Origin of the sequence: Paracoccus marcusii (assembly GCF_006151785.1) — a bacterium.
Classification (GTDB): domain Bacteria; phylum Pseudomonadota; class Alphaproteobacteria; order Rhodobacterales; family Rhodobacteraceae; genus Paracoccus; species Paracoccus marcusii.
On the sequence record NZ_VDDD01000007.1, the window covers coordinates 1 to 25,280 of the forward strand.

24 protein-coding genes and 2 tRNA genes are annotated in these 25,280 nt (G+C 67.0%); 21 read left to right on the forward strand and 5 right to left on the reverse strand.

Annotated features, from left to right (window positions below):
• The coding region (locus tag FHD68_RS02230; RefSeq protein ID WP_139085094.1) for a magnesium chelatase domain-containing protein at positions 1-381 on the reverse strand (381 nt) is incomplete at its 3' end.
• Between the two features lie 125 nt (positions 382-506).
• On the opposite strand from FHD68_RS02230, the gene coaBC reads away from it, so the two are divergent.
• The 10 genes from coaBC (at position 507) to uvrB (ending at position 12,297) form a co-directional block, all read left to right on the forward strand.
• Positions 507-1,691 (forward strand): bifunctional phosphopantothenoylcysteine decarboxylase/phosphopantothenate--cysteine ligase CoaBC, encoded by a 1,185-nt coding sequence (gene coaBC, locus FHD68_RS02235; protein ID WP_127898135.1) that lies wholly within the window; start codon positions 507-509, stop codon positions 1,689-1,691.
• Positions 1,688-2,743, forward strand: coding sequence for a cysteine desulfurase family protein (locus tag FHD68_RS02240; RefSeq protein WP_127898136.1), 1,056 nt, complete (start codon positions 1,688-1,690; stop codon positions 2,741-2,743). Before coaBC ends, FHD68_RS02240 begins: the two co-directional genes overlap by 4 nt.
• Before the next feature lie 16 nt (positions 2,744-2,759).
• Positions 2,760-4,280 carry a Fe-S cluster assembly protein SufB gene (gene sufB / locus FHD68_RS02245; RefSeq protein WP_045982235.1) on the forward strand — a complete coding sequence of 507 codons (1,521 nt, stop codon included), beginning with the start codon at positions 2,760-2,762 and terminating at the stop codon, positions 4,278-4,280.
• Positions 4,281-4,356: 76 nt separating this feature from the next.
• Complete coding sequence (sufC, locus tag FHD68_RS02250; RefSeq protein WP_045982236.1) at positions 4,357-5,112, forward strand: Fe-S cluster assembly ATPase SufC; 756 nt, start codon at positions 4,357-4,359, stop codon at positions 5,110-5,112.
• Entirely contained in the window at positions 5,112-6,446 is a 1,335-nt protein-coding gene (locus FHD68_RS02255) for a SufB/SufD family protein (protein ID WP_139085097.1), read from the forward strand. The genes sufC and FHD68_RS02255 overlap by 1 nt, the downstream gene beginning before the upstream one ends.
• Entirely contained in the window at positions 6,443-6,937 is a 495-nt protein-coding gene (locus FHD68_RS02260; protein WP_052715289.1) for a hypothetical protein, read from the forward strand. Before FHD68_RS02255 ends, FHD68_RS02260 begins: the two co-directional genes overlap by 4 nt.
• Positions 6,934-7,527 (forward strand): Yip1 family protein, encoded by a 594-nt coding sequence (locus FHD68_RS02265; RefSeq protein ID WP_046000959.1) that lies wholly within the window; start codon positions 6,934-6,936, stop codon positions 7,525-7,527. The genes FHD68_RS02260 and FHD68_RS02265 overlap by 4 nt, the downstream gene beginning before the upstream one ends.
• Positions 7,524-8,735, forward strand: a complete 1,212-nt coding sequence (locus FHD68_RS02270; RefSeq protein ID WP_139085099.1) for a cysteine desulfurase — start codon at positions 7,524-7,526, stop codon at positions 8,733-8,735. Before FHD68_RS02265 ends, FHD68_RS02270 begins: the two co-directional genes overlap by 4 nt.
• Positions 8,736-8,837: 102 nt before the next feature.
• Positions 8,838-10,055: an NAD(P)/FAD-dependent oxidoreductase gene (locus FHD68_RS02275; RefSeq protein ID WP_139085102.1), complete on the forward strand. Its 1,218-nt coding sequence runs from the start codon at positions 8,838-8,840 to the stop codon at positions 10,053-10,055.
• Positions 10,056-10,110: 55 nt separating this feature from the next.
• Complete coding sequence (gene uvrB, locus FHD68_RS02280) at positions 10,111-12,297, forward strand: excinuclease ABC subunit UvrB (RefSeq protein WP_127898140.1); 2,187 nt, start codon at positions 10,111-10,113, stop codon at positions 12,295-12,297.
• Here the strand turns inward: uvrB and FHD68_RS02285 are convergent.
• Positions 12,294-12,575, reverse strand: a complete 282-nt coding sequence (locus FHD68_RS02285; RefSeq protein WP_139085106.1) for an I78 family peptidase inhibitor — start codon at positions 12,573-12,575, stop codon at positions 12,294-12,296. The genes uvrB and FHD68_RS02285 overlap by 4 nt on opposite strands.
• 72 nt (positions 12,576-12,647) lie before the next feature.
• Between FHD68_RS02285 and FHD68_RS02290 the strand changes: the two genes are divergently transcribed.
• The 3 genes from FHD68_RS02290 (at position 12,648) to FHD68_RS02300 (ending at position 14,346) form a co-directional block, all read left to right on the forward strand.
• Positions 12,648-12,962, forward strand: a complete 315-nt coding sequence (locus FHD68_RS02290) for a hypothetical protein (RefSeq protein WP_139085108.1) — start codon at positions 12,648-12,650, stop codon at positions 12,960-12,962.
• 85 nt (positions 12,963-13,047) lie between these two features.
• A complete protein-coding gene (locus FHD68_RS02295) occupies positions 13,048-13,359 on the forward strand; it encodes an ETC complex I subunit (RefSeq protein WP_127898143.1) in 312 nt (103 codons plus the stop codon).
• 72 nt (positions 13,360-13,431) lie between these two features.
• Positions 13,432-14,346, forward strand: a complete 915-nt coding sequence (locus tag FHD68_RS02300) for an MYG1 family protein (protein ID WP_127898144.1) — start codon at positions 13,432-13,434, stop codon at positions 14,344-14,346.
• A 178-nt stretch (positions 14,347-14,524) separates the two neighbouring features.
• Here FHD68_RS02300 and FHD68_RS02305 read toward each other — a convergent pair.
• Positions 14,525-14,599, reverse strand: a tRNA-Asn gene (locus FHD68_RS02305).
• A gap of 60 nt (positions 14,600-14,659) precedes the next feature.
• Positions 14,660-15,520 carry an MBL fold metallo-hydrolase gene (locus FHD68_RS02310; RefSeq protein WP_127898145.1) on the reverse strand — a complete coding sequence of 287 codons (861 nt, stop codon included), beginning with the start codon at positions 15,518-15,520 and terminating at the stop codon, positions 14,660-14,662.
• Between the two features lie 34 nt (positions 15,521-15,554).
• Here FHD68_RS02310 and FHD68_RS02315 point away from each other — a divergent pair, with 34 nt between their 5' ends.
• From FHD68_RS02315 to dusA, 5 genes are all read left to right on the forward strand, one after another.
• Positions 15,555-16,910 carry an ATP-binding protein gene (locus tag FHD68_RS02315; protein WP_240542524.1) on the forward strand — a complete coding sequence of 452 codons (1,356 nt, stop codon included), beginning with the start codon at positions 15,555-15,557 and terminating at the stop codon, positions 16,908-16,910.
• A 121-nt stretch (positions 16,911-17,031) separates the two neighbouring features.
• Complete coding sequence (gene lon, locus FHD68_RS02320) at positions 17,032-19,449, forward strand: endopeptidase La (RefSeq protein WP_045999536.1); 2,418 nt, start codon at positions 17,032-17,034, stop codon at positions 19,447-19,449.
• A 124-nt stretch (positions 19,450-19,573) separates the two neighbouring features.
• Entirely contained in the window at positions 19,574-19,891 is a 318-nt protein-coding gene (locus FHD68_RS02325) for a hypothetical protein (RefSeq protein ID WP_045982246.1), read from the forward strand.
• A gap of 59 nt (positions 19,892-19,950) precedes the next feature.
• Positions 19,951-20,025: transfer RNA gene (locus FHD68_RS02330), tRNA-Val, on the forward strand.
• Between the two features lie 74 nt (positions 20,026-20,099).
• The gene (dusA, locus tag FHD68_RS02335) at positions 20,100-21,089 is read left to right on the forward strand and encodes a tRNA dihydrouridine(20/20a) synthase DusA (RefSeq protein ID WP_127898146.1); all 990 of its coding nucleotides are present in this window, start codon (positions 20,100-20,102) and stop codon (positions 21,087-21,089) included.
• On the opposite strand, the gene mazG is transcribed toward dusA, so the two are convergent.
• Positions 21,086-21,892 carry a nucleoside triphosphate pyrophosphohydrolase gene (mazG, locus tag FHD68_RS02340; protein WP_045981122.1) on the reverse strand — a complete coding sequence of 269 codons (807 nt, stop codon included), beginning with the start codon at positions 21,890-21,892 and terminating at the stop codon, positions 21,086-21,088. The two genes, dusA and mazG, sit on opposite strands and share 4 nt — an antisense overlap.
• 64 nt (positions 21,893-21,956) lie before the next feature.
• Here mazG and FHD68_RS02345 point away from each other — a divergent pair, with 64 nt between their 5' ends.
• The 3 genes from FHD68_RS02345 to secD all read left to right on the forward strand — a co-directional run bounded on the left by FHD68_RS02345 (position 21,957) and on the right by secD (position 25,267).
• Positions 21,957-23,123, forward strand: a complete 1,167-nt coding sequence (locus tag FHD68_RS02345; RefSeq protein WP_127898147.1) for a M20 aminoacylase family protein — start codon at positions 21,957-21,959, stop codon at positions 23,121-23,123.
• 130 nt (positions 23,124-23,253) lie between these two features.
• Positions 23,254-23,586 (forward strand): preprotein translocase subunit YajC, encoded by a 333-nt coding sequence (gene yajC, locus FHD68_RS02350; RefSeq protein WP_045981124.1) that lies wholly within the window; start codon positions 23,254-23,256, stop codon positions 23,584-23,586.
• A gap of 16 nt (positions 23,587-23,602) precedes the next feature.
• Entirely contained in the window at positions 23,603-25,267 is a 1,665-nt protein-coding gene (secD, locus tag FHD68_RS02355) for a protein translocase subunit SecD (RefSeq protein ID WP_045981125.1), read from the forward strand.
• The last annotated feature ends 13 nt before the right edge of the window (positions 25,268-25,280 follow it).

Consider the following 25,280-nt stretch of genomic DNA (forward strand, 5'->3'; position numbering starts at 1 on the left):
CGCGACGGCGGCGGGCAGCGCGCCCGCGACCGCGACCAGCCGCCCGTCCAGCGCCAACTCGCCCAGGGCCACGCAGCGGGCCAGTTCCTCCCGGGGCACGATGTCCAGCGCGGCCAGCACCGCCAGCGCGATGGGCAGGTCGAAATGCGACCCCTCCTTGGGCAGATCGGCAGGCGACAGGTTCACGGTCAGCCGCTTGTTCGGCAGCGCGATGGCCAGCGCGCCAAAGGCCGCACGGACGCGTTCCTTGGCCTCGCTGACGGCCTTGTCGGGCAGACCCACGATGGAGAAGCCGGGCAGGCCTGCCGCCACGGCGCATTGCACCTCGACCAGGCGGGCCTCGATGCCTTCGAAGGCCACGGAATAGGCGATGGCGACCATGTTACCCCTCGGTTGTCCCGGAATGGTTAACGGCAGCGGGCTTAAGGAAGCGTTAACGGGCGCGCTTTCCTTGCGGCAGCGGCGCCGCGTCGCTATCTGGGGCGCAGGACCGATGGGGGTGGCGCATGCAGGGCAGGCGGATATTGCTGATCGTGGGCGGCGGGATCGCGGCCTTCAAGGCGCCGGCGCTGATCCGGCTGCTGCGCGCGGCGGGCGCGTCGGTGACGCCGGTGCTGACAGCTGCGGGCGCGCAGTTCACAACGCCCATGACCCTGTCCGTGCTGGCCGGAGAGCCGGTGCACGACACGCTTTGGGATCAGGGTGCCGAGGCCGAGATCGGCCATATCCAGCTGTCGCGGCAGGCCGATCTGGTCGTCGTGGCCCCGGCTACGGCCGATCTGATGGCCAAGATGGCCCAGGGATCGGCGAATGATCTGGCATCCACCCTGGTGCTGGCGACGGACAAGCGCGTCCTGATCGCACCGGCGATGAACGTGCGGATGTGGCACCACCCCGCGACACAGCGCAACCTGGCCACGCTGCGGGGCGACGGCGTGCTTTTCGTCGGCCCGGACGACGGCGACATGGCCTGTGGCGAATACGGCGCGGGCCGCATGGCCGAACCCGAGGCGATCGTGGCCGCGATCCGTGCGGCCCTGACCGACGGGCCGCTGACGGGACGGCATGTGATCGTGACGTCCGGCCCCACGCATGAGCCGATCGACCCGGTGCGCTATATCGCCAACCGCTCCAGCGGGGCGCAGGGGGCGGCGATCGCCGCGGCGCTGCGCGATCTGGGCGCGCGGGTCAGCTTCGTGACCGGCCCCGCATCCGTGCCGGCGCCGCAGGGCGTCGACGTGATCGCGGTGGAAACCGCGCAGCAGATGCGGGATGCGGTCGCGGCCGCGCTGCCCGCCGATGCGGCGGTAATGGCGGCGGCGGTGGCCGATTGGCGCGTGCTGAACGGCAGCGACCAGAAGATCAAGAAGACCGGCGACATGCCGACGCTGCAGATGGCCGAAAACCCGGACATCCTGGCTTGGATCAGCCGCGATGCGCGCCGTCCGCGCCTGGTCGTGGGGTTTGCGGCGGAAACGCAGGACGTGACCGCCCATGCGACCGCGAAGCGGCTGCGCAAGGGCTGCGACTGGATCGTGGCGAACGATGTCAGCCCCGCCACGGGCATCATGGGCGGCAGCCACAACACCGTCACGCTGATCACCGAAGCCGGGGCCGAGGACTGGCCGCGGATGGACAAGCATGCCGTGGCCGCCCGGTTGGCCGCGCGGATCGCGGAGGCCTTGGCATGAGAACCTATCTGGACTGGAACGCCACCACGCCGCTGCGCCCCGAGGTCAAGGCCGCCATCACCGAGGCGCTGGAAATCTCTGGCAACCCGTCATCGGTCCATACCGAGGGGCGGGCCGCCAAGATGGCGCTGGAACGCGCCCGAGAGCAGGTGGCCGTGGCCCTGGGCGCAGACGGGGCCGACGTGGTCTTCACCGCCGGTGCGACCGAGGCCGCGGCAATGGTCCTGGGACAGGGCGGGATCCATTGCGCCCCCGTGGAACACAGCGCCGTCAAGGTCTGGTGCGAGGCGGACCTTGCGGTCGACGGCGACGGCATCGTCACCGTGACCGACCCCGCACGAACCAGTATGCAGCTGGCCAACAACGAGACCGGCGTGATGCAGAACCTGCCGCAGGGGCTGCATTCCAGCGACCTTACGCAGGCCTTCGGTAAGGTGCCCATGGCGTTCAACTGGCTTGGCGTGACGGCAGGCTTCGTCAGCGCGCACAAGCTGGGCGGGCCAAAGGGAATCGGTGCGCTGATCCTGAAGAAAGGCACCGACCTGCCTCCGCTGATCAAGGGCGGCGGGCAGGAGCAGGGGCGCCGTGCGGGGACCGAGAACCTGATCGGCATCCTGGCCTTTGCCGCCGCCGCCACGGCCGCACAGCGTGATCTGGACGCCGGGCTGTGGGACGCAGTCCGCGAGCGGCGCGACGCGCTGGAGGCGCGGATCTGCGACATCGCGCCCGGCGCGGTGATCGTCGGAAAGGCCGTGCAGCGCTTGCCGAACACGACATGCCTTCTTACATCGGGGTGGAAGGGCGAAACCCAGGTCATGCAGATGGATCTGGCAGGGTTCGCGATCTCGGCCGGCTCGGCCTGTTCGTCGGGCAAGGTCCGGGCCAGCGGTGCCCTGCAGGCGATGGGGTTCGATGATCAGCTTGCGCAATCGGCGATCCGGATCTCGATAAGCCCCGCTGTTGGGGACGATCAGATCAACCGATTTGCGGATGCCTGGGAAAAGGCGTATTCACGCTGGCGCGACAGGAATGGACCGACCGCGGCCATTTGAGGAAAAGGACTGAAGGATGACGGACATCACCGATCTTGACGTGCGCGAAGGCGTAGACCGGGAAACGGTCGAGACTGTCCAGAACATGGGCAGCTACAAATACGGCTGGAACACCGAGATCGAGATGGACTATGCGCCCAAGGGCGTGAACGAGGATATCGTCCGTCTGATCTCGGCCAAGAACCAGGAACCGGAATGGATGACCGAATGGCGGCTGGAAGCCTATCGCCGCTGGGTCACCATGGCAGAGCCGAAATGGGCGATGCTGAACTATCCCGAGATCGACTATCAGGACCAGTATTACTATGCGCGTCCCAAGAGCATGGAGGAGAAGCCCAAGTCGCTGGACGACGTGGACCCCAAGCTGCTGGCGACCTATGACAAGCTGGGCATCCCGCTGCGCGAGCAGATGATCCTGGCGGGCGTCGAGGGCGCCGAGGATGCGCCCGCCGAGGGTCGCCGCGTGGCCGTGGACGCCGTCTTCGACAGCGTCAGCCTGGGCACGACCTTCAAGGACGAGCTGGCCAAGGCCGGGGTGATCTTCTGTTCGATCAGCGAGGCGATCCGCGAGCATCCCGAACTGGTGCGCAAGTACCTGGGATCGGTCGTACCGCAGTCTGACAACTATTTCGCGACGCTGAACAGCGCCGTGTTCTCGGATGGCAGCTTCGTCTATATCCCGCCCGGCGTGAAGTGCCCGATGGAGCTGTCGACCTATTTCCGCATCAATGCGGAGAACACCGGCCAGTTCGAACGGACCCTGATCATCGCCGACAAGGGCGCCCATGTCAGCTATCTGGAAGGCTGCACGGCACCCAAGCGCGACACCAACCAGCTGCATGCCGCAGTCGTTGAGTTGGTCATCCTCGAGGATGCCGAGATCAAGTACTCGACCGTCCAGAACTGGTTCCCCGGCGACGAGGACGGCAAGGGCGGCATCTACAACTTCGTCACCAAGCGCGCCGACTGCCGCGGCGACCGGGCCAAGGTGATGTGGACGCAGGTCGAGACCGGATCGGCGATCACCTGGAAGTACCCGTCCTGCATCCTGCGCGGCAACGAGAGCCAGGGCGAGTTCTATTCGATCGCCATCGCCAACAACTGGCAGCAGGCCGATACCGGCACCAAGATGATCCACCTGGGCAAGAACACCCGCTCGCGGATCGTGTCCAAGGGGATTTCAGCAGGGCAGGCGCAGAACACCTATCGCGGGCTGGTTACCATGCACCCGCGCGCCACGAACAGCCGCAACTATACCCAGTGCGACAGCCTGCTGATCGGCGACAAGTGCGGGGCGCATACCGTGCCCTATATCGAGGTCAAGAACAGCAGCAGCCGCGTGGAGCACGAGGCGACGACCAGCAAGGTCGACGACGACCAGCTGTTCTATTGCCGGTCGCGCGGGATGGACGAGGAAGAGGCCGTGGCGCTGGTCGTCAACGGGTTCTGCCGCGAGGTCCTGCAGGCACTGCCCATGGAATTCGCCATGGAGGCGCAGGCGCTGGTCGCGATCTCGCTGGAAGGCTCGGTGGGCTGATCGATCCGGCCGGGCATTGCTGCCCGGCCACCATAGATGCGGCGCCCCGGTGGCGCCTTTGCCGTTTGAGGGAAATATGCTGAAAATCAACAACCTGCACGTCAAACTTGAGGACGAGGACAAGCAGATCCTGAAGGGTCTGACGCTGGAGGTTCCGGCCGGAGAGGTCCATGCGATCATGGGCCCGAACGGGTCGGGCAAGTCCACGCTGTCCTATGTCCTGTCGGGCCGCGACGGCTATGAGGTCACCGACGGCAGCGCCACGCTGGACGGCGAGAGCCTGCTGGACATGGAACCCGAGGAGCGTGCGGCCGCGGGCCTGTTCCTGGCGTTCCAGTACCCGGTCGAGATTCCGGGCGTCGGCAACATGACGTTCCTGCGCACCGCCGTGAACGCGCAGCGCAAGGCGCGCGGCGAGGCCGAGCTGACTGCAGGAGAGTTCCTGAAGGTCGTGCGCGCCAAGGCGGCAGAGCTGCAGATCAGCCCCGACATGCTGAAGCGCCCCGTCAATGTCGGCTTTTCGGGGGGCGAGAAGAAGCGCAACGAGATCCTGCAGATGGCCATGCTGGAGCCCCGCATGTGCATCATGGACGAGACCGATTCGGGTCTGGACGTCGATGCGATGCGCCTTGTCAGCGACGGCGTGAACGCCCTGCGCAGCGAAGGCCGCAGCTTTCTGGTCATCACCCATTATCAGCGCCTGCTGAACCACATCCAGCCGGACGTCGTGCACATCATGTCCAACGGCCGGATCATCAAGTCGGGCGGCCCCGAACTGGCGCTGGAAGTCGAAGAGAACGGCTATGGCGACCTGTTGGCGGAGGCCGGCTGATGTCCGAATCCGCCGTTCAGGAAATCCAGACCCCGCAGGTCACTGGCGCGCCCAAGCCCGCCAATGCGCTGGATGCGCGGCTGGCCGCGACCACGCTGCCCACGGGTGGGTTCACCGCCGCCGCCCGCGCCGACGCGCTGACACGGCTGCGTGCCATGGGCCTGCCGGGCCCCCGTGACGAATACTGGCGCTATACCGACCCGCGCCCGTTCAACGCGCCAGAGCCGCAGGCGCTGGCCATCGATACGGGCCCGGAATCGCCGCTGTTCACCGCGCGTGACAAGCTTACGCTGGTCTTTGTCGACGGTGCGTTCGACGCCGCGGCATCCGACGACCTGTCGCTGGACGGGATCGAGATCACCACCCTGGCACAGGCCGACCGGGCGGGCGATCATTGGTCGGCTGATCTGTACGGGACGCTAGAACTGGCGGGTCAGACCCCGGTCAAGCGTCCCTTCGCGGCGCTGAACACGGCCGTGGCGGCCGATGGCCTGCTGATCCGCGTGACAGGCAAGCCCTCGCGTCCGGTGCATGTGCTGCATCGCCGCGGGTCGGACCGCGCGGATGCCGTCTGGCATCACGTGATCCGGGTCGAATCGGGCGCCGAACTGACGCTGCTGGAAAGCGGCATGGTCGGCGCGCGGTCGAACGGCATGATCGAGGCCGATCTGCTGCCGGGCGCCACGCTGCACCACATCGCGGCCAAGCGCGCGGTCGACCCCAAGGTCGGCCTGTCGCACCTGTTCGCCCGTGTGGGCGAAGGTGCGGTGCTGAAGAGTTTCGCGCTGGTCGTGAACGGCACCACCATGCGCCACGAGGCCGTCGTGGACATGGTCGGCGACGATGCGGTGGCACATGTCGCCGCGGCGGTGCTGGGCGACGGCGATGTCGGTCCGTTCCACCATGACGACACCGTCTTCGTGACCCATGGCGCGCTGCGCGGCGAAAGCCGGCAGGTGTTCAAGAAGGTCCTGAAGAACGGGGCGACCGGCGTGTTCCAGGGCAAGATCCTGGTCAAGAACGGCGCGCAGAAGACCGACGGTTATCAGATCAGCCAGGCCCTGCTGCTGGACGAGGCCAGCCAGTTCCTTGCCAAGCCCGAGCTTGAGATCTATGCCGACGACGTCAAGTGTTCGCACGGGTCCACGACGGGGGCGATCGACGAGGGGGCGTTGTTCTACCTGCGCTCTCGCGGGGTGCCCTATGACCGGGCGATCGTGTTCCTGGTGCTGTCGTTCCTGGCCGACGCCCTGGCCGAGGTCGACGACGAGAGCCTGCGCGACGAGATCAACGAACGGCTGGACGCGTGGCTGACCGAACGCCCGCAGGGATGACCGGCCCGCGCGGCGGGATGGTGCTGCGCGTGCTGGAAAGCTGGTGGGCCCCGCGCCGGGTGGTGCGGGGCCTGTCGGCGATGCCCGACAGCACGCTGCTGGTCGTGCTGATGGTGGCGATGCTGATCACGCTGGTCGGGCAGGCGCCGGGCCTGTCGCGCGCGGCGCAGTTGGACCCGTCGATCCCGCTGGACGCGCGGATCGGGGGTGCGGCCCTTGGGACCATGTTCATGATGCCGCTGGTGGCCTATGCCATGGCGGGGCTGACGGCGCTGCTCAGCCGCCTGACCCCGTGGCGGCTGGAGGCGCGCCATGCGCGTCTGGCGCTGTTCTGGGCGTTGATGGCGGTGGCGCCCGCGACGCTTTTGGGCGGGATGGTGGCGGGGCTGATCGGCCCGTCCCCCGCGCTGACCCTGACCCGCACGGTGGCGGGTGCGGGATTCCTGTTCATCTGGGGCGCCGGGATCATGGCGCTGGCGAGACGCAAATGACCTTCGACGACTTCAAGGCGCTGGCGCGCCGGACCCTGCGCGATCCAGAAGGGGCGGCCCGCTGGTTGATCGACCAGCGCTGGCCGATGCAGGTGCGCTGGATGGCGCTGGTTCTGGCGGTGTCGCTGTCGGGGCTGCTGGCCTACGGCTCGACCCTGCTGTTCCCGCTGCCCTCGGACGAGGGGGCGGCCGTGTTCTCGATCAGCCGGCAGCCGCTGGTCCTGGCCGGAATGCAGCTGGTCGCGATCGTTCTGGGCGCGGGTCTGATGGCCGGGGTCGGGCGCATGTTCGGCGGCCACGGCCGGTTCGAGGATGCCCTGCTGCTGACCGTCTGGATCGAGGTGATGCTGCTGGTCGTGCAATTGGCCCAGATCGTGCTGTCGCTGGCCCTGCCGGGGCTGGCGGGGATCCTGGGGATCATCGCGGTCGCGCTGTTCCTGTGGCTGACGGTGCAGTTCACCAAGGCGCTCCACGGGTTCACCAGCGGCCCCAAGGTGCTGCTGGTCATGTTCGGCACGCTGCTGGTCATGGGATTCGTCCTGTCGTTCTTCATGGCCGCGCTTGGCCTCATGCCGGAGATGCCGCAATGAGCTTTGACGTCAACGCCGTCCGCGCCGATTTTCCGATCCTGTCGACGACGGTCAACGGGCGCCCGCTTGTCTATCTGGACAGCGGCGCCAGCGCGCAAAAGCCGCGCGTCGTGATCGACGCCATCACCCGCGCCTATGAAGGCGAATACGCCAATGTCCATCGCGGCCTGCATTACCTGTCGAACCTTGCGACCGACAATTACGAACGCGTCCGCGGGATCATCGCACGGTTCCTGAACGCGCCCGCGGTCGACGAGGTGATCTTCACCAGCGGCTCGACCGAGGCGCTGAACCTGGTCAGCTATGCCTGGGCCGCGCCGCGCCTGCAGGCCGGCGACGAGATCGTGCTGTCGCTGCTGGAGCATCACGCCAATATCGTGCCCTGGCATTTCCTGCGCGAACGCCAGGGCGTGGTGCTGAAATGGGTCGAACCCGATGCGGATGGCAGCCTGCCGCCGGAAAAGGTGCTGGCCGCGATCACGCCGCGCACGCGGATGCTGGCGCTGACGCACATGTCGAACGTGACCGGGACGGTCGTGGACATCGCGGCGATCCGCCGTGGCACCGACCTGCCGATGGTCGTGGACGGGTCGCAGGCTGCGGTCCACATGCCGGTGGACCTGTCGACGCTTGGCGCCGATTTCTACTGCATCACGGGGCACAAGCTGTACGGTCCCTCCGGCTCGGGCGCGATCTGGATCCGCGCCGACCGACAGGCCGAGATGCGGCCCTTCCTGGGCGGCGGCGACATGATCCGCACCGTCAGCCGCGACGCCGTCACCTATAACGACCCGCCCCTGCGGTTCGAGGCGGGCACGCCCGGCATCGTCAACCAGATCGGCCTGGGCGCCGCGCTGGAATACATGATGTCCCTGGGGATGGAGAACATCGCCGCCCATGAGCGCGCGCTGCGCGATCATGCCCGCGACCGCCTGCGCGCGCTGAACTGGCTGCAGGTGCAGGGCGACGCGCCGGGCAAGGGCGCGATCTTCTCCATGACGATGGACGGGGCGCACGCGCATGACATCTCGACCATCCTGGACAAGAAGGGAATCGCGGTCCGTGCGGGCAGCCATTGCGCCATGCCCCTGATGGAGCATCTGGGAATCAATGCCAGCGCCCGTGTCAGCTTTGCGATGTACAACACGCAGGCAGATGTGGACGCGCTGGTCGAAGGATTGATCTTCTGCCGCGAGCTTTTCGCCTGATTCTTGCAAAGATTTCGAGGGGCGTCGAAGAATGCCCGATAAATCTTGCCGGATGGCGGGAATGTCTGCATCCCTGACCCATCATCAGCGATGGGGGCGGGAATGGCCGAGGTTCTGGTTCTGGGTGCGGGTATGGTGGGCGTCAGCACCGGTCTGGCGCTGCAGGCGCGCGGGCATGACGTCACCATCATCGAACGCGGCGTGCCGGGGCGCGAGACCAGCTACGGCAATGCCGGCCTGATCCAGACCGAAGCGGTCGAGCCCTATGCCATGCCGCTGTCGCCCGGCGCACTGTTCCAGATCGCCCTGGGGCGCGGCTATGACGTGAAATGGACGCCGCAGGGCCTGCTGTCGCAACTGGGCGCGGTCGCGACCTATGCGTGGAATTCGCGGCCTGCCGCGCACAGGCGGGCATCGGTGACCTGGGGCAAGCTGATCCGCCAGTCGACCGACCGTCACGGCCCGCTGATCGCGGCGGCGGGCGCCGACAACATCATCCGCCGCAACGGCTATATCGAGATCCACCGCACCCCCGCCAAGATGGATGTCGCCCGCAAGACTGCCGAGCGTTTCGCGACCGAGTTCGGCGTGCAGGCGCGGCTGATGAGCGGGGCCGAACTGCGCGCGATGGAGCCCGCGATCCGCATCGAGGTCGAGGGCGCGACCCATTGGTCCGACAGCTGGAACTGCGCCGATCCGGGCGGCCTGGTCGCCAGCTATGCGGCGCTGTTCCAGAAGCGGGGCGGGCGCGTCGTGAACGGCGATGCGGGCGATCTGCACCGCCATGGCGCGGGCTGGCGCGCCGACGAGGTCGAGGCGGAGCATGCCGTCATCGCACTTGGGCCCTGGTCGCCGATGCTGACGCAGCGCTTTGGCCTCAAGGTGCCGATGGTGTTCAAGCGCGGCTATCATAAGCATTATCACATGGAGCTGCCGCCCCATCACCCGATCGCCGATTTCGGCAATTCAGTCGTGTTGTCGCCCATGCGCCGCGGTTTGCGCATCGCCACCGCGGCCGAGCTGACGCCCCATCCGCGCCTGTCGCCGCCGCAGCTGAAGCATGGCGAGAAGGCCGCGCGCGAGCTGTTCGACATCGGGGCGGCGGTCGAGGCCGAACCCTGGACCGGACGGCGCCCCTGCATGCCCGACATGCTGCCCGTGGTGGGCCGCGTGCCGGACCAGCCGAACCTGTGGGCGCATTTCGGTCACGGTCACCAGGGCTTTACCCTGGGCCCGGTCACGGCCGAAATCCTGGCGGATGAGCTGTCGGGCGGCGAAGGCTGGGCGGAACTTCAGCCGGGGCGTCTGAAACGCGGTTGAAACCGGGCGGCTGCCATCACATCTTGAGGGCAACTCCGAACGGATCAGGAACCTCATGGGTCACAACAACACCAACGCGCCCGTGATGCGCGTTCCCGAAGTGACCCGCCCCAAGCTGGAGGGCGGGAAACGCTTCGCATTGAAAAGCGAATTCGAACCGGCGGGCGACCAGCCCACGGCCATCGCCGAACTGGTGGCGGGCGTCGGCGCCGGAGAGCGCGACCAGGTGCTTCTGGGGGCCACGGGGACGGGCAAGACCTTCACCATGGCCAAGATCATCGAGGAGACGCAGCGTCCCGCGATCATCTTGGCGCCCAACAAGACGCTGGCCGCCCAGCTTTACGGCGAATTCAAGGGGTTCTTCCCCGACAACGCGGTCGAGTACTTCGTCAGCTACTATGACTACTATCAGCCCGAGGCCTATGTGGCCCGCAGCGATACCTATATCGAGAAGGAATCGCAGATCAACGAGGCCATCGACCGGATGCGCCACAGCGCCACCCGGGCATTGCTGGAACGCGATGACGTGATCATCGTGGCCTCGGTCAGTTGCATCTATGGCATCGGTTCGGTCGAGACCTATTCGGCGATGACACAGGACATGGTCGTGGGCGAAAGCTATGACCAGCGCGAGTTCCTGGGCCAATTGGTCGCGCAGCAGTACAAGCGGCTGGACACCAGCTTTCAGCGCGGCAGCTTTCGCGTGCGCGGCGATCTGGTCGAGGTTTGGCCCGCCCACCTTGAGGACCGCGCCTGGCGGTTCGACTTCTTCGGCAACGAGCTGGAGGCGATCACCGAGTTCGATCCGCTGACCGGGGTCAAGACCGACAGCTTCAAGCAGATCCGCATCTATGCCAGCAGCCACTATGTGACGCCGCGCCCGACGCTGCAGCAGGCGATCAAGGGCATCAAGCAGGAACTGGCCATGCGCCTGAAGCAGCTGACCGAGGAGGGCAAGCTGTTGGAGGCGCAACGCCTTGAGCAGCGCACCGCCTTTGACATCGAGATGCTGGAGGCGACCGGCGTCTGCAACGGCATCGAGAACTACAGCCGCTATCTGACCGGGCGCGCGCCCGGAGAGCCGCCCCCCACGCTGTTCGAGTTCATCCCGGACAACGCGATCGTCTTTGCCGACGAAAGCCACGTGTCGGTCCCGCAGATCGGCGGCATGTACCGGGGCGACTTCCGGCGCAAGTTCACCTTGGCGGAACACGGGTTCCGCCTGCCGTCCTGCATGGACAACCGCCCGCTGAAGTTCGAGGAATGGGACGCGATGCGGCCCCAGTCCGTGTTCGTGTCTGCCACCCCCGCGCAGTGGGAGATGGACCAGACCGGCGGTGTCTTTACCGAGCAGATCATCCGTCCGACGGGCCTTCTGGACCCCAACATCGAGATCCGCCCGGTCGAGATGCAGGTCGACGACCTGCTGGACGAGGTGCGCCGCGTGACCGCCGCAGGTTACCGCACGCTGGTCACCACGCTGACCAAGCGCATGGCCGAGGATCTGACCGAATACCTGCACGAGCAGGGCATCAAGATCCGCTACATGCACAGCGACATCGACACGATCGAGCGGATCGAGATCCTGCGCGACCTGCGCTTGGGCGCGTTCGACGTGCTGGTGGGCATCAACCTGCTGCGCGAGGGGTTGGACATTCCCGAATGCGGGCTGGTGGCCATTCTGGACGCCGACAAAGAAGGCTTCCTGCGGTCCGAGACGTCGCTGATCCAGACCATCGGCCGGGCAGCGCGAAATTCCGAAGGGCGGGTCATCATGTATGCCGACCGGATCACCGGCAGCATGGAACGCGCCATGGCCGAAACCGAACGGCGTCGCGCCAAGCAGATGGCCTATAACGAGGAGCACGGCATCACGCCCCAGACAGTCCGCAAGAATGTCGAGGACGTGCTGGCAGGCCTGTGGCAGGGCGACACCGATCAGTCGCGCGTGACCACGAAGGTGGACAAGCCGCTGATCGGCGCGAACCTGGCCGCCCATCTGGACGCGATGCGCACCCAGATGCGCAAGGCCGCAGAGAACCTGGAGTTCGAGGAGGCCGCGCGCCTGCGCGACGAGGTCAAGCGGCTGGAGGCGGTTGACCTGGCGATCTCGGACGATCCGATGGCGCGGCAGTCGGTGATCGAGGAGGCGGCCGAGGCCGCCGTCAAGTCATCGGGCCGTTCAACCGCCGGACGGGCCGGTCAGCGGGGCGGCAACAAGCGGTCCAAGCGCGGCCGCTAGCTGCATTCCACCCGGGCGATCCAGCCCTTGGCGTCCAGGAACATGGTCAGACGCGCGGGATTGTAGTTGCGCGTCATGACGCCCTGGTTGTGCACCTCGCGCTTGCGCAGGTTGGGCGGCAGGCGGACCTCTCCGATGTTGCGTCCGACCAGGGCCTGGTGCTGGGACAGGTCGCACTGGCGTGCGGGAACGTCGTAAGGGCTGCCGGCGCAGGCGCCCAGGGTCAGCATCAGCAGCGACGCGGAAAGGACAGGGTGGCGAAAGGGGGTCATGATCACGTCTCTCTCATGTGACAACAGCGTGTTGGAATGCCAACGTGGGCCATGTTCAGTTGTTCCGGTGGCAAGATGATGAAACATACGGTTTGGGTGGCGATGGTGGCATTCTGGCCCGCCGTCGCGCAATCCTCGACGGACGAGGCATGGGCCGAACTGCGCGACCGCACCGTGGCGGAATGCACACGCCTGGCACAGGACGCGGCGCTCGACGCGGAACTGTCCGTGACCCCGAACGAATTCGGCACCGAGACCCATGCGCTGGCACTGGTCGTCGCCACGCTGCCAGACCTTTCGTCGGAACTGTCGGTCTGCCTGTTGGACAAACAGACCGGCGCGGCGCAGCTGAGCGTTCCGTTCCAGAATCTGCCCGATACCCTGCAGCCCTGACCTGCGTCGGCATGACCGGGGCAGGGGGCTTGATCCGCCGCCCGGATTTGGCGATACAGCGGATAGTCAATCCGAAGGATCACCCATGCCCGTGCGCATCTATCAGCCCGCCCGCACCGCGATGCAGTCCGGTACCGCCAAGACCAAGGGCTGGGTGCTGGAATTCCCGCCCACCGACGCGCGCGAGGTCGATCCGCTGATGGGCTGGACCAGCAGCGGCGATACCCAAAGCCAGGTCCGCCTGCGCTTCGACACCCGGAAGCAGGCCGAGGATTACGCCCGCGATCATGGACTGGAATTCGTGGTGCAGGAACCGCACCGCCGCGGCACGAACATCCGCCCCCGCGGCTATGGCGAGAATTTCGCCACCGACCGCCGCGAGCCCTGGAGCCACTGAGGCCGCATCCGCCATCGACACAAAGCTTTGCTGACCGCCCCCGGGCGGTCATCTGCATTTGAGGGATATTCCATGACAGTCACGCATCTCGTCACCCATTCCGGCGGCTTTCACGCCGATGAGGTCCTGTCCACGGTCATTCTGACCCGGCTGCACCCGCAGGCGCGGATCATGCGGACGCGCGACGCCGACTGGATCACGCCTGCGGAAGGGCGGATCATCTATGACGTGGGCCGCGATTTCGATGCCGCGCGCATGATCTTCGATCACCATCAGAAATCTCCTCCGCTGCGCGACGACGGCCAGCCCTACAGTTCCTTCGGACTGATCTGGCGGCAGTTCGGGCGTGACTACCTGGCCGCGCTGCAGGTGCCCGAAGCAGATCTCGAGGCGATCCACGCGGCGATTGACGTCGACCTGGTGCTGCCCATCGACCTGGTCGACAACGGCGCGCTGTCGCCGACCGGGCCGCTGGCCGATCTGTCCCTGCCGATGCTGCTGGAGAGCCTCAAGCCCGTCTTCGATGACCGCAGCCCCGACGCCGACGACCGTGCCTTTGACGGTGCGGTCGCGATCGCCCGCGCCTTCGTCGAGGCGGCCGTGGCCCGCAAGGCCGCAAAGTATCGCGCCGAGGCCGTCGTGATGGCAGCCATTGCCGCCGCGGGCGACGGCCGGGTGCTGGAACTGCCGATGGGGATGCCGTTTCGCTCCGCCATCACCGCGGCGGGGGCGGACCATCTGCTGTTCGTGATCCATCCGCGGGACACGGACTGGGCGCTGACCGGCATCCGCCGCGACGCGGACGGGTTCGCCTTGCGCGCTGACCTGCCGGCAGCCTGGGCCGGCCTGACCGATGGTGCCTTCGAGGCTGCATCGGGCGTTCCCGGGGCGCGCTTCTGCCACAATGCCCGCTTCATCGCCGTTGCCGCCGATCGCGACGCCGCTTTGCGTCTTGCCGACCTGGCGGTGGCGGCAAGCGAAGTGTGACGGCTGACAGCCGGAACCATTGGACAGCCCTGCGGTCGGAGGACTGCGGGGCGGTCGATTGGATGTGCAAGCTGTCGACCTGAGGGCGCGGCGGAGATTTTCGAAATTGGGAGAATGCTGTGCCGTCTGTCTGGCACCTGTGTGTTTAACCAAACCTACTCAAGAACTTACAGAGGTCTGGCTCCGGCGGTAGGGATCGAACCTACGACCAATTGATTAACAGTCAACTGCTCTACCGCTGAGCTACGCCGGAACACGGGGCGGATATAGCAACCTCGGTCAGGGGCGTCCAGTGGCGTTCTGGGGTTTTTTGTCATCCGGTCGAAAAAACCGTTTCGATCGTCAAAACGCCGGGAAAATCAACGGCTCCGATCTGGGACAGGGCGATCAGATGGGCCAGGACGTTGCGCGTGGCGATGGGAAGGACCGGTTCGGGCACCGCATAGATGCGACGCGCGAGGCCCGCCGCGGAATCGGGCCGGACCCGCAGGGCGGCCAGGATCTGGGACGTGCGGTCGCGGCGGTGCCGCGTCAGTTCCGCGATCCGGTCCTGCGGGGCCGTGATCGCGGGCCCGTGGGTGGGCAGCAGAACACGCGGCGACAGTGCCGCCAGCCGTTCCAGCGAGCGGAAGTATTCCGCCAGGTCCCCATCCGGCGGAGATATCAGCGTCGAGGACCAGCCCATCACCAGGTCACCGCAGAAGATCCGGTCACCCCATTGGAATGACAGGTGCCCTGCCGCATGACCTGGCGTGTGCCACGCGGTCAGCGACCAGTCGGGCGTGGTGAGCACCTCCTGGTCGCGCAGGTGGCGGTCGGGCGCGAAAGCGTGGTCCAGCCCCTCGCCCCCGCCAAGACCCTCCAGCGCGAGGCGGGACATCAGCGGCGACCGCCCTGCCAGCGCATCGCCGAAGGCCAGCACCGGGGCGCCGGTCAGGCGGGAAAGGCGTGTGGCTCCGGCGCTGTGGTCGCGATGCGCGTGCGTGATCAGGATATGGCTGATGCGGCCGCGGCCGGCGCGGGCGACGGCGTCGATATGGGCGGGATCGTCGGGGCCGGGGTCGATCACCGCGACATGGCTGTCGCCCAGCAGGAAGGTGGTCGTGCCCGGCCCGGTCAGGGGGGACGGATTCGGGGCCAGGATCTGCAGCGGCTCTTTCGCAGGCGGGGTCATGGGGCTAGCCTAGCGCGCAACGCAGGAGGCCGCCATGTCGAACAATGCCGACGCCACGCAGATGCGCAAGCTGGTCCCGCGGGGCCTCTATGCGCGCGCGGCGCTGATCCTGTTCCTGCCGGTCGTGGTGGTGACGACTGTGGTCAGCGTGATGTTCCTGCAGCGCCATTTCGAGGGCGTGACCCGGCAGATGACCGCCAGCATGTCGCACGAGCTGACCTTCGTCGCGCGGCTGATCGACAGTGCCGCGACGCCCGACGCGGCGCGGCGCGCCGGGGTGTCCGTGGCGCGCCCGCTGGAGCTGGAACTGGCGCTGCCGGTCGATCCGCCTGCCGAGGATCGGCGGCTGTTCTACGATTTTTCGGGACGGGTGGTGACCGAGGTGCTGCGCGACGCGCTGCCGCAGGTGATCTCGGTCGATCTGGCCAGCAGCGACCGGCGGGTGTCGGTGGCGCTGGACGGGCCGCACGGACCCTATGCGCTGAGCTTCGAGCGGCGGCGGGTCAGCGCGTCGAACCCGCACCAGCTGCTGGTGCTGATGGTGTTCACGTCGGTCCTGATGACGGGGATCGCGATGATCTTCCTGCGCAATCAACTGCGGCCGATCCGGCGGCTGGCCTATGCGGCCGAGGAATACGGCAAGGGGCGGATCGTGCCCTATCGCCCGTCCGGGGCGGTTGAGCTGCGCAGCGCGGGCACCGCGTTCCTGGACATGCGCAACCGGCTGGAGCGCCAGAACGACCAACGAAAGCTGATGATGTCTGGGATCAGCCACGACCTGCGCACGCCGCTGACGCGGATGAAGCTGGGGCTGTCGATGATCGGGCCCGACATGCCGCCTGAGCCCGGTGACATCAGCGCGATGGAGGCCGACATCGCGGAGATGAACCGCATGGTCGACGGCTTTCTGGACTATGCCCGCGACGACGCGCAGGACAGCGCGCCCCAGCCCATCGCCGCAGCGGGTTTCCTGGAGGGTCTGGTGGCGGACGCGCAACGCGCCGGCCAGCAGGCCAGCCTAGTCCAGTTCGAGGGCGATCGGGACGGGTTGGCCACCTTCCGCCCCGACATGCTGCGCCGCGCGCTGGAGAACCTGATCGGCAACGCGGTGCGTTACGGCAGCCGGGCCGAGATGGACGCCTCGCTTGGCCCGCGCAGCCTGCGGATCGGGATCGAGGATGACGGCCCCGGCATCCCGGAGGACAGCCTGGACGCGGCTATGCGGCCCTTTACCCGGCTGGATCCGTCGCGGCGCAGGAACAGCGCGCAGGGGGCCGGGCTGGGCCTGGCGATCGCCGCGGACGTGGCGCGCGCGCATGGCGGGCAGCTGCGGCTTGGCCGCGGCCCGCGTCTGGGCGGTCTGCGGGCAGAGATTGTCATTCCGCGCTGACGAAATAGGTGGCATTGTTGCGGTCATATTGAACGCGGGGGGCGACACCCCTAGATTGATCGCATGCAGAGGCCGCGCGTCGCCATGACGGGGCCGCGGCTTCGGGCAGAAAGGACATACCATGACGGAATTCACCACCCAGACCTATCCGGTGCTGCCCCTGCGGGATATCGTCGTCTTCCCGCACATGATCGTTCCCTTGTTCGTCGGACGCGAGAAATCGGTCCGCGCGCTGGAGGCCGTGATGGAATCGGACAGCCCGATCCTGTTGGCCGCCCAGAAGGACGCGGCCATCGACGAGCCCACCGAGGAGGGCATCTTCCGCGCCGGTGTTCTGGCCAACGTGCTGCAGTTGCTCAAGCTGCCGGACGGCACCGTGAAGGTGCTGGTCGAGGGCCGCGAGCGTGTCGAGATCACCGACTTCGTGCCCCATGACGACCATTTCATGGCCGAGGCCCGTGTCCTGGACGAGACGATGGGCGATGAGGCCACGGTAGCCGCGCTGGTGCGTACCGTGACCGAGGAGTTCGAGCGTTACGTCAAGGTCCGTAAGAACATCCCCGAGGAGGTCGTGACCGCCGTGTCCGAGGCGTCCGAGCCCGGCAAGCTGGCCGACCTTGTCGCCGGACACATGGGCATCGACCTGGAGCGCAAGCAGGACCTGCTGGACACGCTGGAGGTCGCGGCACGCCTTGAGAAGATCTATGGCCACATGCAGGGAGAGATGTCTGTCCTGCAGGTCGAGAAGAAGATCAAGTCGCGCGTCAAGACCCAGATGGAGAAGACTCAGCGCGAATACTATCTGAACGAGCAGATGAAGGCGATCCAGAAGGAGCTGGGCGATGGCGAGGACGGCCAGAACGAACTGGCCGAGCTGGAGCAGAAGATCGCCGCCACCAAGTTCAGCAAGGAGGCCCGCGATAAGGCCGAGGGCGAGCTGAAGAAGCTGAAGTCGATGTCACCCATGTCGGCCGAGGCGACCGTCAGCCGCAACTACCTGGACTGGCTGCTGTCGCTACCCTGGGGTGTCAAGTCGCGCACCCGCAAGGATCTTGGCCGCGCCGAGGCGATTCTGGACGCGGACCACTATGGTCTGGACAAGGTCAAGGAGCGGATCGTCGAGTATCTGGCCGTGCAGGCCCGCAGCCAGAAGCTGAAGGGCCCGATCCTGACGCTAGTCGGTCCTCCGGGCGTGGGCAAGACCTCGCTTGGACGGTCCATCGCCAAGGCGACGGGGCGCGAGTTCATCCGCATCAGCCTTGGCGGCGTGCGCGACGAGTCCGAGATCCGCGGTCATCGCCGGACCTATATCGGCTCCATGCCGGGCAAGATCATCCAGGCGCTGAAGAAGGCCAAGACGACCAACCCGCTGATCCTTCTGGATGAGATCGACAAGATGGGCCAGGATTTCCGGGGCGATCCGGCATCCGCCATGCTGGAGGTGCTGGATCCGGAACAGAACTCGACCTTCGTGGACCACTATCTTGAGGTGGAATACGATCTGTCGAACGTGATGTTCGTGACCACGGCCAACAGCTACAACATGCCGGGCCCGCTTCTGGACCGCATGGAGATCATCAGCCTGTCGGGCTATACCGAGGATGAAAAGCGAGAGATCGCCAAGGGCCATCTGCTGTCCAAGCAGATCGCCGCGAACGGTCTGCGCAAGGGAGAGTTCAGTGTCTCGGACGAGGCCCTGACCCACATGATCCGGTATTACACCCGCGAGGCCGGGGTTCGCTCGCTGGAGCGTGAGATCGCCAAGCTGGCCCGCAAGGCCGTGACCGAGATCCTGAAGGGCAAGGTCAAATCGGTCGAGGTGACGCCAGAGAAGGTCGAGGAATACCTCGGCGTGCGCCGCCACCGCTATGGCCTGGCCGAGAAGGAGGACCAGGTCGGCGTGGTGACGGGTCTTGCCTGGACCTCGGTCGGGGGCGATCTGCTGCAGATCGAGGCGCTGCGCCTGCCGGGCAAGGGTCGCGTCAAGACCACCGGCAAACTAGGCGAGGTGATGAAGGAATCGATCGACGCGGCGTCCAGCTTCGTGCGCTCGATCGCGCCGGATATCGGGGTCAGGCCCCCGGAGTTCGACAAGCGCGACATCCACGTCCACGTCCCGGAGGGCGCCACGCCCAAGGATGGTCCGTCGGCGGGCATCGCCATGGTAACCTCGGTCGTGTCGGTCATGACCGGCATCGCGGTCCGCAAGGACATCGCCATGACCGGCGAGGTGACGCTGCGCGGCAATGTGCTGGCCATTGGCGGGCTGAAGGAAAAGCTGCTGGCGGCCCTGCGTGGCGGCATCAAGACGGTGCTGATCCCGCAGGACAATGAAAAGGATCTGGTCGAGATCCCGGACAACGTCAAACAGGGCCTGACCATCATTCCGGTCAGCAACGTGCGCGAGGTTCTGCGCCACGCCCTGGTGCGCCAACCCAAGGCCATCGAGTGGGACGAGGCCGCCGAAGAGGCGGCCGAGGCCGCGCGGCTAGCCAACCATCGCGGCAGCGATGGGCAGGGCAGCGCCGTCGCGCACTGACAGGGAGAGGGCCGGGGCGATCCCCGGCCCTTTTTCCATGGCGCGGGCGGGCGTTAACAAAGATTGACGCAACGTCAAATCGCGCTAGGCTGATCCCATCATTGCCTGACGGGGGGGAACAGCAATGCCAGCCGAAATCATCGGGGCCGACGGCCCGACGCCCGTGCTGCACGATCCGCATGTGGCGATCGTCGTTCAGAAGCGAGACTTCATCGACCGGGTCGTGGCCGCGACGGGCGCCCGGCGCACCGATGCGCGCCCGATCATCGAGGCGACGCTGGCGCAGCTTGGCATCGTCCTGTCCGCCGGGCACACCCTTGCGGTACCGCCCCTGGGGCGGGCGCGAATCAATCTGGAGCGTGACGCCCGCGGCGGCGATGTCATCACGCTGCGGCTGCGCCGCCGTGCCCCCCACCGGCCTGATGGCGTGGAAAACAGCTAGGCGAAACGCGCATCGCCCTCTTGCAACCGGCTGCGGCTGGCGGTAATGACCAGCCCGACGGGTGATTAGCTCAGTGGTAGAGCGCTTCGTTCACATCGAAGATGTCAGGGGTTCAAATCCCTTATCACCCACCATTTCCCTTGCCGGTTTGCGCTTTTCGCCGCGGGCGCCTATATCGGCGGCCTTGACCCGCAATCCCGGACCGCCCATGCCCGACCCGATCAGTGATGCCGCGCGCCTTTCGGTCGCGCCGATGATGGACTGGACCGACCGCAACTGTCGGCGGTTCCACCGGCTGATGTCGCGCCGTGCGCTGCTGTACACCGAGATGGTGACCGCGCCGGCGATCATCCACGGCGACCGGCCGCGCCTGCTGGATCATGACGCCGCCGAACACCCGGTGGCGCTGCAATTGGGCGGATCGGACCCTGCGGAACTGGCCCAGGCCACGCGCCTGGCCGCCCCCTGGGGTTATGACGAGATCAACCTGAACTGCGGCTGTCCAAGCGACCGGGTGCAGTCCGGCGCCTTTGGCGCAATCCTGATGACCACGCCGCAGGTGGTCGCCGATTGCGTGGCGGCCATGCAGGACGCCAGCGCCGTGCCCGTGACCGTCAAGTGCCGCATCGGGGTGGACGACCAGCAGGCCGAACAGGTGCTGCCCGAGTTTCTGGACATGCTGCAGCGCACGGGCGGCATCCGGCGGGTGACGATCCACGCGCGCAAGGCCTGGCTCAAGGGCCTGAGCCCCAAGGAAAACCGCGAGGTCCCGCCGCTGGACTATCCGCTGGTCCACGCGATGAAGGCGCAGTTCCCGGCGCTGCATCTGTCGATCAACGGCGGCATCGCGACGCTGGATCAGGCCCGTGACCAGCTTGCTGTGATGGACGGGGCGATGATCGGCCGCGCGGCCTATCACGAACCGTGGAACATCCTGGGCGGCGCGGATGCGCTGTGGGGCGACGTTCCGCCCTTTGCCGCCCCGGCCGAGGTCGCCGTGGCGATGCGCCCGATGATCGTCGATCACATCGCCAAAGGCGGGCGGCTGCACCAGTTCACGCGGCACATGCTGGGCCTGTTCCACGGCCAGCCCGGCGCCCGCGCCTGGAAGCGCACCCTGTCCGAGGGGGCGTCCAAGGGCGGGATCGAGGTCTATGACGCGGCCCTGGCGCAGGTGACCGAGGCCGCGCCGGCCTAACCGGCGGTCTTCTCCGCGACCTTGGCCGCGTTCCACAGGCGGTCCATCTCGGCCAGGTCGCTGTCCTCGGGGCGGCGGCCGTCGGCGGCCAGCGCGGCCTCGATGGCAGCAAAGCGGCGCGTGAACTTGGCGTTGGCGCGGCGCAGGGCCAGTTCGGGGTCGATCTTCAGGTGGCGGCCCAGATTGGCCATGACGAACAGCAGGTCGCCGAACTCCTCCTCCATCGCGTCGGGGCCCAGGGTGTCGCGGGCCTCGACCAACTCGGCCGTTTCCTCGGTGATCTTGTCCAGGACATCCGCAGGGCCGGGCCAGTCAAACCCCACGCGCGCCGCCCGGTTCTGCAGCTTAAGTGCCCGCGTCAGCGCGGGCAGACCCAGGGCAACCCCGTCCAGCGTGCCGCGTTCGGCCTTGCCGGCCCGTTCGACGGCCTTGATCGCCTCCCAGTCCTTGACCTGCTGTTCGGCGGACTTGTCGCGGGATTCGTCGCCGAAGACATGCGGATGCCGGAAGATCAGCTTGTCGCTGATCGCGGCGGCACAGTCGGCGAAATCGAACATCCCGGCCTCGCGCGCCATCTGGGCGTGAAACACCACCTGAAGCAGCAGGTCGCCCAGCTCTCCGGGCAGCTCGTCCCAGGCTTGGCGCTGTATCGCGTCCTCGACCTCGTGGGCCTCCTCGATCGTGTAGGGCGCGATCGAAGCGAAGTCCTGTTCGATATCCCAGGGGCAGCCGGTCTTGGGGTCGCGCAGGGCGGCCATGATGTCCAGCAGACGCGTGATCTGCGCGGCGGGGTCGAGGGTCATTGCAATTCCCTTCGTCAGGCGGAAGATGGCCCATCGACTGCCACAGCATAAGGCCCAAGTCCACATGCCCGTTCTGAACCGCATCGCCGATTTCGCAGATCAGATGACCGAATGGCGCCGCCACCTGCACCAGCATCCCGAACTGGGCTTCGACTGCGGCCAGACCGCCGCGTTCGTCGCGGCGCGCCTGCGCGAGTTCGACGTGGACGAGATCCACGAGGGGATCGGCCGCACCGGAATCGTGGCGATCATCCGCGGGCAGGGAGAGGGCCCGACCATCGGCCTGCGCGCCGACATGGACGCCCTGCCCATGACCGAGACGACGGGCCTTCCCTGGGCCTCGACCGTGGCGGGGCGGATGCATGCCTGCGGGCATGACGGGCATACGACGATGCTGCTGGGGGCCGCGAAGTACCTGGCCGAGACGCGCAACTTTGCCGGCCGCGTCGCGCTGATCTTCCAGCCCGCCGAGGAGAACGGCGGCGGCGGCGACGCGATGGTCCAGGACGGGATGATGGACCGCTTTGCCATCCAACGCGTCTTTGCGATGCACAACAATCCCGGCCAGCAGACCGGCAGCTTCCAGACCACCCCCGGTCCGATCATGGCCGCCGTCGACACGTTCGAGATCGACGTGCAGGGCCGCGGCGGGCATGGCGCGATGCCGCACCTGACCGCCGACCCGATCGTGGCCGCCGTGGCCGTGGTCGAGGCGATCCAGACGATCAGCAGCCGCAACCATCACACCGCCGACGACCTGGCCCTGTCGGTCACACAGATCCACACCGGCAGCGCCGACAACATCGTGCCGGACACGGCCTATATCTGCGGGACGGTGCGGACCTTTGCGCCGCATGTGCGCGACATGGTGCGCCGCCGCATGACCCAGATCTGCGACGGGCAGGCCCAGGCCTATGACGTGGAGATCCGCCTGAACTATCAGGAAGGCTATCCCGCGACGGTCAACGATGCCGAACAGACCGCCTTTGCCGTGCGCGTCGCCAAGGAGATCGCCGGCCCCGCCAATGTCGATCCCGACGCCGGCCGCGAGATGGGGGCCGAGGATTTCAGCTATATGCTGAACGCGCGGCCCGGCTGCTATCTGTTCCTGGGGCAGGGGGACGGCGCGGGGGTCCATCACCCGGCCTATGACTTCAACGATGCGATCTCTCCGGTCGGGGCCAGCTTCTTCGCGCGGCTGGTCGAACGGGCGCAGCCGGCGCAACCCTGATCACAAGGACGTTCGCCGCCCTTGCCAGCAAGGCGGCGGGCGCTTTCTTGCCAAGGGCGGACAGCGCGGCTAGGTTGCGCGCCAATCCTGACGCGGCCCCGGTCGCGCCCCCAGACCGAAAGGACCCTTGATGTTCGTGACCCCCGCCTATGCCCAAGCCGCCGGCGGCGCCGGTGCCGGTGCTGCATTCGCGCAGTTCATCCCGCTGATCCTGATCTTCGCGATCATGTACTTCCTGATGATCCGCCCCCAGCAGAAGCGTCTGAAGGCACATCGCACGATGGTCGAGAACGTCAAGAAGGGCGACCGCGTCGTCACCCAGGGCGGCATCCTGGGCAAGGTCGTGTCGGTGGGCGAGGACGAGCTGGAGGTCGAGATCGCGACCGGCGTGCGTGTCCGCGTGATCCGCAGCACCCTGGCACAGGTCGTCACCAAGACCGAACCTGTCGCCGCAAACAGCTGAAAAGGCCCTAGCCAAGATGCTTCAGATCGACCGATGGAAGCGCGTCCTGATTTTCGGGATCTGCCTTCTGGGCCTGCTATATGCCTTGCCCAACGCCTTCTACGCCCGCGTCGAGGCGCATAACGATGCCGTGGCCCAGATCGAGGCCACCGGCGTCGAGACGCCCGAACTGGCCGCGGCGCGGGATGGGTGGCCGTCGTGGATGCCGTCGCATCTGGTCAATCTGGGGCTGGACCTGCGCGGCGGCGCCCATCTGCTGGGCGAGGTGCAGGTCGACCAGGTCTACAAGTCGCGCATGGATGCGCTGTGGCCAGAACTGCGCCGCGCGCTGTCGGATGCCCGCGACACCGTCGGATCGGTCCGCCGCGTGGCCTCCCCCGACGGCGTTCTGGCCATCGAGATCGGCAATGCCGACCAGATGGCCGCCGCGACCGAGATCGTGCGCGGATTTTCCACGCCCGTCACCACGCTGACCGGCGCGGGCCAGCAGTCGCTGGCCATCAGCACCCAGGGCGCGACCCTGACCATCCAGCTGTCGGATGCCGAAAAGGCCGTCACCGACGACCGTACGATCCAGCAATCGCTGGAGATCGTGCGCCGCCGCGTCGACGAGGTCGGCACGCGTGAACCCACCATCACCCGCCAGGGCGAGGACCGGATCCTGATCCAGGTGCCGGGCATCGGATCGGCCGCGGAACTCAAGGAGCTGATCGGCACCACCGCGCAGCTGACCTTCAACCCGGTCGTGGGCACCACCGCCGACCCGCAGGCCCAGCCCGGCGTCGGCCAGACGATCGCGCCGTCCATCGACCAGCCGAACCTGTTCTATATCCTGGAGCAAAGCCCCGTCGTCACCGGCGAGGATCTGGTGGACGCCATGCCCGCCAGCGACGAGAACGGCCTGCCTTCGGTCAACTTCCGCTTCAACCCGACGGGGGCGCGGGCGTTCGGGGCCTATACCTCGGCCAATATCGGCCAGCCCTTCGCGATCGTCCTGGACAACGAGGTCATCTCGGCCCCGGTCATCCGCTCGGCGATCACCGGCGGATCGGGCCAGATCTCGGGATCGATGGACTTCGACCAGGCGAACCAGCTGTCGATCCTGCTGCGCGCCGGCGCCCTGCCGGCCGAGCTGACCTTCCTCGAGGAACGCACCATCGGCCCCGAACTGGGCCAGGACAGCATCGAGGCCGGGCGCATTTCGGCCATCGTCGCCACCGGGCTGGTCGCGGCCTACCTGATCGCCAGCTATGGGCTGTTCGGCGTGTTCGCCTCGATCGCGGTCGCGGTCAACGTCATCCTGATCCTGTCGATCATGAGCATGATGGGCGCAACCCTGACCCTGCCGGGCATCGCGGGCATCGTCCTGACGGTGGGTACCGCGGTCGACGCCAACGTCATCATCTTCGAGCGCATCCGCGAGGAGCTGCGCCGCGCCAAGCGACCGTTCCGCGCCATCGAGGACGGCTTCCGCGAAGCGATGAGCGCGATCATGGACGCCAACGTCACCAGCTTCATCGCGGCGGCGGTCATGTTCTATCTGGGCTCGGGCCCGGTCAAGGGCTTTGCCGTCACGCTGACCATCGGTCTGGTCACCTCGGTCTTCACGGCGATCTTCCTGACGCGCCTGATGATCCTCACCTGGCTGGAATGGCGCAAGCCCGTCCAGCTGAACCTGTAAGGGGGACGCAATC

Coding starts and splice junctions, on each gene's coding strand:
- lon (WP_045999536.1), top strand. CDS start 17,032: ATGACGGAATTCACCACCCAGACCTATCCGGTGCTGCCCCTGCGGGAT.
- FHD68_RS02265 (WP_046000959.1), top strand. CDS start 6,934: ATGACCTTCGACGACTTCAAGGCGCTGGCGCGCCGGACCCTGCGCGAT.
- FHD68_RS02310 (WP_127898145.1), bottom strand. CDS start 15,520: ATGACCCCGCCTGCGAAAGAGCCGCTGCAGATCCTGGCCCCGAATCCG.
- dusA (WP_127898146.1), top strand. CDS start 20,100: ATGCCCGACCCGATCAGTGATGCCGCGCGCCTTTCGGTCGCGCCGATG.
- FHD68_RS02270 (WP_139085099.1), top strand. CDS start 7,524: ATGAGCTTTGACGTCAACGCCGTCCGCGCCGATTTTCCGATCCTGTCG.
- FHD68_RS02295 (WP_127898143.1), top strand. CDS start 13,048: ATGCCCGTGCGCATCTATCAGCCCGCCCGCACCGCGATGCAGTCCGGT.
- yajC (WP_045981124.1), top strand. CDS start 23,254: ATGTTCGTGACCCCCGCCTATGCCCAAGCCGCCGGCGGCGCCGGTGCC.
- FHD68_RS02345 (WP_127898147.1), top strand. CDS start 21,957: ATGCCCGTTCTGAACCGCATCGCCGATTTCGCAGATCAGATGACCGAA.
- FHD68_RS02290 (WP_139085108.1), top strand. CDS start 12,648: ATGAAACATACGGTTTGGGTGGCGATGGTGGCATTCTGGCCCGCCGTC.
- FHD68_RS02300 (WP_127898144.1), top strand. CDS start 13,432: ATGACAGTCACGCATCTCGTCACCCATTCCGGCGGCTTTCACGCCGAT.
- FHD68_RS02260 (WP_052715289.1), top strand. CDS start 6,443: ATGACCGGCCCGCGCGGCGGGATGGTGCTGCGCGTGCTGGAAAGCTGG.
- secD (WP_045981125.1), top strand. CDS start 23,603: ATGCTTCAGATCGACCGATGGAAGCGCGTCCTGATTTTCGGGATCTGC.
- FHD68_RS02240 (WP_127898136.1), top strand. CDS start 1,688: ATGAGAACCTATCTGGACTGGAACGCCACCACGCCGCTGCGCCCCGAG.
- mazG (WP_045981122.1), bottom strand. CDS start 21,892: ATGACCCTCGACCCCGCCGCGCAGATCACGCGTCTGCTGGACATCATG.
- coaBC (WP_127898135.1), top strand. CDS start 507: ATGCAGGGCAGGCGGATATTGCTGATCGTGGGCGGCGGGATCGCGGCC.
- FHD68_RS02275 (WP_139085102.1), top strand. CDS start 8,838: ATGGCCGAGGTTCTGGTTCTGGGTGCGGGTATGGTGGGCGTCAGCACC.
- sufB (WP_045982235.1), top strand. CDS start 2,760: ATGACGGACATCACCGATCTTGACGTGCGCGAAGGCGTAGACCGGGAA.
- uvrB (WP_127898140.1), top strand. CDS start 10,111: ATGGGTCACAACAACACCAACGCGCCCGTGATGCGCGTTCCCGAAGTG.
- sufC (WP_045982236.1), top strand. CDS start 4,357: ATGCTGAAAATCAACAACCTGCACGTCAAACTTGAGGACGAGGACAAG.
- FHD68_RS02255 (WP_139085097.1), top strand. CDS start 5,112: ATGTCCGAATCCGCCGTTCAGGAAATCCAGACCCCGCAGGTCACTGGC.
- FHD68_RS02315 (WP_240542524.1), top strand. CDS start 15,555: ATGTCGAACAATGCCGACGCCACGCAGATGCGCAAGCTGGTCCCGCGG.
- FHD68_RS02325 (WP_045982246.1), top strand. CDS start 19,574: ATGCCAGCCGAAATCATCGGGGCCGACGGCCCGACGCCCGTGCTGCAC.